The 4353-nt window shown below is 44.2% G+C and carries 4 protein-coding genes, 2 pseudogenes and 1 riboswitch; of the genes and pseudogenes, 4 read left to right on the top strand and 2 right to left on the bottom strand.

Going from position 1 to position 4353, the window contains the following annotated elements; genetic code table 11:
* A partial coding sequence (locus K2P83_RS12005) for a hypothetical protein (RefSeq protein WP_292929490.1) occupies positions 1-307 on the top strand: 307 nt, incomplete at its 5' end.
* A gap of 4 nt (positions 308-311) precedes the next feature.
* On the top strand, positions 312-1511 hold the full coding sequence (locus K2P83_RS12000; RefSeq protein WP_292929488.1) for a glycosyltransferase family 4 protein: 1200 nt from the start codon (positions 312-314) through the stop codon (positions 1509-1511).
* A gap of 149 nt (positions 1512-1660) precedes the next feature.
* Here the strand turns inward: K2P83_RS12000 and K2P83_RS11995 are convergent.
* Positions 1661-1819: pseudogene (locus K2P83_RS11995) on the bottom strand (transposase); the annotation flags it as partial.
* Positions 1820-1841: 22 nt separating this feature from the next.
* On the opposite strand from K2P83_RS11995, the gene K2P83_RS11990 reads away from it, so the two are divergent.
* A complete protein-coding gene (locus tag K2P83_RS11990) occupies positions 1842-2066 on the top strand; it encodes a hypothetical protein (protein ID WP_292929486.1) in 225 nt (74 codons plus the stop codon).
* A 135-nt stretch (positions 2067-2201) separates the two neighbouring features.
* Here K2P83_RS11990 and K2P83_RS11985 read toward each other — a convergent pair.
* Positions 2202-2390 (bottom strand): annotated as a pseudogene (locus tag K2P83_RS11985) (transposase); the annotation flags it as partial.
* Between the two features lie 137 nt (positions 2391-2527).
* Positions 2528-2614, top strand: a riboswitch (cyclic di-GMP riboswitch).
* Positions 2615-2724: 110 nt separating this feature from the next.
* Here K2P83_RS11985 and K2P83_RS11980 point away from each other — a divergent pair.
* Positions 2725-4071 (top strand): hypothetical protein, encoded by a 1347-nt coding sequence (locus K2P83_RS11980; RefSeq protein ID WP_292929484.1) that lies wholly within the window; start codon positions 2725-2727, stop codon positions 4069-4071.
* Positions 4072-4353: the final 282 nt, after the last annotated feature.

Here is a 4353-nt window from a genome sequence, read left to right as displayed (position 1 = left end):
AGCGCAGACTCGCCAAAGTGAATTTGCGAATGAGATTCGACGCCTAGGTAAAGGATATTTTGTGCAAGCACCATACCGGTGGTTTCCTATTGAAACGCATTCCTGGCTTCCTTTTGTCGGTTACCTGCCGCGTCGGCTTCAGGTGTTGCTGATACGGTTTACTAACCGGTTCTGGATAAAGAGAACCAGCCCTGATTTTTACTTGCCAACTATGGAAGACATGAAACATTACTTTCCGGATGCGAGTATTCTCAAAGAATATGCACTTGGTATGACTAAGTCGCTCATTGCTTATCGGCGGAATTAACACAATGTCACGCACTATTAAGCGCCGCGTACTTATCTTAGTCGAAAATCTTCCTTCCCCATTTGATCGCAGGGTATGGCAGGAAGCAACAACGCTGCATGAGAGCGGCTATGTTGTTTCTATTATTTGCCCCACAGGTAAAGGTTATGAAAAGGAATATGAAGTCATTGATGGGATTCATATTTATCGCTATCGATTGCCGTTTGAAGCCGAAGGTGCGAAGGGGTATTTGATTGAATATTCCGTTGCTTTATTTCATACTTTCCGGCTTGCCTGGAAAGTGCAATTTTCTCAGGGATTCGATGTGGTTCATGCGTGTAATCCACCAGATTTGCTATTTCTGATCGGTGGTTTTTTTAAGTTGTTTATGCGCAAGAAATTCCTGTTTGATCATCATGATATCAATCCGGAGCTCTATGAGGCGAAATTCGGGCGGCGTGATTTCTTTTATAAATTACTGGTGCTGTTCGAGCGCTGGACGTTTAAAACGGCTGATGTCTCTATCGCTACCAATGAATCTTATAAAAGGATCGCGATTGATCGTGGCGGAATGGATCCTGCAAAAGTATTTGTGGTGCGCAGCGGACCAAAATTAGATCGATTGTGTATCATTCCACCGAAACAAGAGCTTAAATGCGGAAGGAAATATTTGGTGGGCTATGTCGGTGTAATGGGAGCACAGGAAGGAATTGATCTTTTACTGCAATCCGCACGTTATTTGATTAAGGATCTAGGACGATCGGATGTGCACTTTGGTTTGGTGGGCGGTGGCACCTCGCTTGAAGAGATGAAACGATTAGCTATTGATCTTGGGATTAGTGACTTTGTGACTTTTACCGGCCGGGTACCAGATCAAGCGCTATTAGAGATGCTCAATACTGCTGATATATGCGTGAATCCAGATGTAGCCAATGAAATGAACGATAAATCAACAATGAACAAGATCATGGAGTATATGGCGTTGGGTAAGCCTATCGTTCAATTCGATCTTACGGAAGGCCGAGTTTCTGCCGAGCAGGCATCGCTGTATGCCAATAAAAATGATCCTCATGATATGGCGAAAAAAATCTTACATTTACTAGATGATCCAGAGTTATGTAAGCAAATGGGTGAATTGGGCCGTAACCGGGTTAAAAATGAACTTGAGTGGCAATACGAAGTACCTAAACTCTTAGCTGCTTACGATGCGATTTTTGCTGAATGAGGTTGCTGGCGTTTGGAGTTAAAATAAACGTGCATAGCGGCGATATCGAATCGTAAGTTCCCTCGTCAAGTAGGCAGAGTCCGATAGAGTTTCGGAACCCGGGTTAGCCGGGGCATGGGCTGCGCCGACGGGATATCGCCCAGCGCTTAATGCGGACGGTATTCGTTATAATCAATCAGCCACTGATTAGTGATGGTCTGAACCTGTTCAAAATGGGCAGAAAGATACGCATCAAGTACCTCAGTCCTGTAAGTTCGATTAAAGCGTTCGATAAAGGCATTCTGATTTGGCTTTCCGGGCTGGATATGTTTGCTTCATCTATCACATTCAATGTTCGGAATCGTCTGCCACAGTCAAGGTGTCATGCATGAAATCCAGTGCCCAGCAGCTTCGGCGCGTTGGCTAGCCCCAGCGGTTGCCGGGGTCGATCTGGTGCTCTTGCAGCATCGCCGAGGCATGTTCAAACATCCCCAACGCTCATGCCGGGTCACGATGGCATTGAGCGCATCAATCACTTCGGCATCTCGTTCCGATGCCAGTGCTGGCCTTTTGTAGTACGTCGCCCGCGACAGGCCGGCAATCTGACAGGCGCGCGCATAATCGACAATCTGGTTTGCACCAACTGTGCGATTACATCGCGCCTGGCCAACGGCATCAGAACTTTCGGTTTAGAACATCCCTGATCGCTGCATTCTCAGCCTCCAGCTTACGTAATCGCTGTAGCTCGGATACCTGTACGCCGGAGTGCTTGCTCTTCCACTGGTAGTATGTGGCGTTGATAACACCGTGCTTGCGACACAACTCAACCACCGGCATGCCAGCTATGCCTTCTTTCAGTACCGCAACGATCTGACTTTCTGTAAATCTTCTTTTCTTCATGTGAATCTCCGTTATCAGGAGGTTCCGAAATTCTAATCAACTGTGTTTACTCACAGGGCGAGTTTACGACGGCAATTTTTCTCGATCAATTTCATTAATTATAGATTGGCATGATTCATGCTTTTATTATTAATGCAATATGAAAAAGGCAAACTCTGCGAAAGCAGGGGACGCAAAGTCACTGATCTAACGGGCATTTGCCCCAGGATGGCAGGACTGCCAGATAACACCAATCGTTTCAATCACGTATATGATTTGACGAGTATCGAAAGTAATCACTTCGTACATGGGTATCAACGCAGTTCCGTCCTTTTATCTTTAAGGAGGAACCAAAATGAATAATAGTCATTACTTATTACCAACTAACAATTTGCTGATGCCGATTGGCAAAGCAGTGTTAACTACCCAATTTGGCACAGACAAAATTATCAAGCCTAATACAGGCATGCTACTTTTCGTCATGATGCTATTGATTGCAACTCTTAGCTTTGCTGTGACACCTGCAGCTTATGCTGCTAACTTATTATTTAAATCGAATTTTGGGACAGGTGTTGCACTTACTCAACCGACAAATTTTTATGCAAATGGAGCATGGCAGTACCTTACTGGTATAGACAAAGAAACTGGACATTCTTGGCCGATCAAAGCATTTGGTGCTGATTTCTCAGGTATTCAGCTGATTACGGTTGATCCGATTAATTCCACATCGATTGGAAATTATATAACCAATGAAGTTAGATCGGTTACCGGACCAAAAGGGAATACGATTCGGGAGCTTTTTCAGAACGTGAAAATTAATGGTGCTCTAGGGCAAGCCGGCTCTCAAGCCCCTTTGTTGATTAAAAGGCCTTGGACAACCGGTGATGTGAATAACTTTTACATGACCTATTGGTTTAAATATCCAGCAGATTTTCCGTCAAAACTGACTCGTGATGTGGCAGGGGCAGGTTGGCGCACACAGTTTGAAATTAAAACGGGTGGGTATCTGAATACATGGGTTGGTGATTACAGGATAGGCATAACTATATTGAAAGGATTGGATGGGCAGCTATATTGGCAAACAAAGGGTGACAACGTTGCCAACGGTCCTTGGCCAAGAATTGATTATTGGACTATAGATAATAATGCGGTAGCTGTACCAATTGATAAGTGGTTTAAGTTTGAAGTTTACTGGCACCGGTCAGGTGGCAGTGACGGTCGTTTCTGGGCAGCGGTTGACGGTCAGGTGATTGCCGACCACTACGGACCCAACCTGGGAGATTACAAACTTCCGGTAACTCGGATTATGGTAAACAATCCTTATAGCGGTGGTACAGCAACAATTGAGTCACATTCCACAGGACTGCAAATCTGGGATGGCTTTCCGTGCGGAGATGGTGTTTCTTGCTACAATTACGATACCACGGCTCCTACTACACCTACTTCGCTTGCATTGAAAATTTCAAAATATTCAACTGCTGCTGGGGTTGCATTATCCTGGAGCAAGTCTTCGGATAATGTAGCGGTTGCAGGATACAATATTTATAGAAACGGAACAAAAATTGGTGTAACTACTGCAAATACTTTTAACGATGTGCTCAGTGGCTCTGCAAAAGGGGCTCTTTATAATTACACAGTTAAAGCGCTTGATGCTGAAGAAAATTTATCTCCTGCGAGTGCTGCCGCACTAGTAACATATTAGTGTGCTGCTGGTTAATCGATGAATTGATTTAATCTTCAATAATTTAACAACAATGAATGTGAGTGTGCTGTTCATCATTTGAAATGATTCTCACAGGTGTACTATCCCCGCTGGAATATTATTCTGGCGGGAATAAATCAAATCTTTGCATTTATCGATTGTTTTATTTTTAATGTATGAGTGCAGTGCGATACTGTTGTGACAAGTGACAAGTGACAAGTGACAAGTGACAAGTGACAAGTGACAAGTGACAAGTGACAAGTGACAAGTGACAAGTGACAA

This window comes from Nitrosomonas sp., assembly GCF_019752415.1.
GTDB lineage: Bacteria > Pseudomonadota > Gammaproteobacteria > Burkholderiales > Nitrosomonadaceae > Nitrosomonas.
This window is presented reverse-complemented; position numbering and strand designations above follow the sequence as displayed.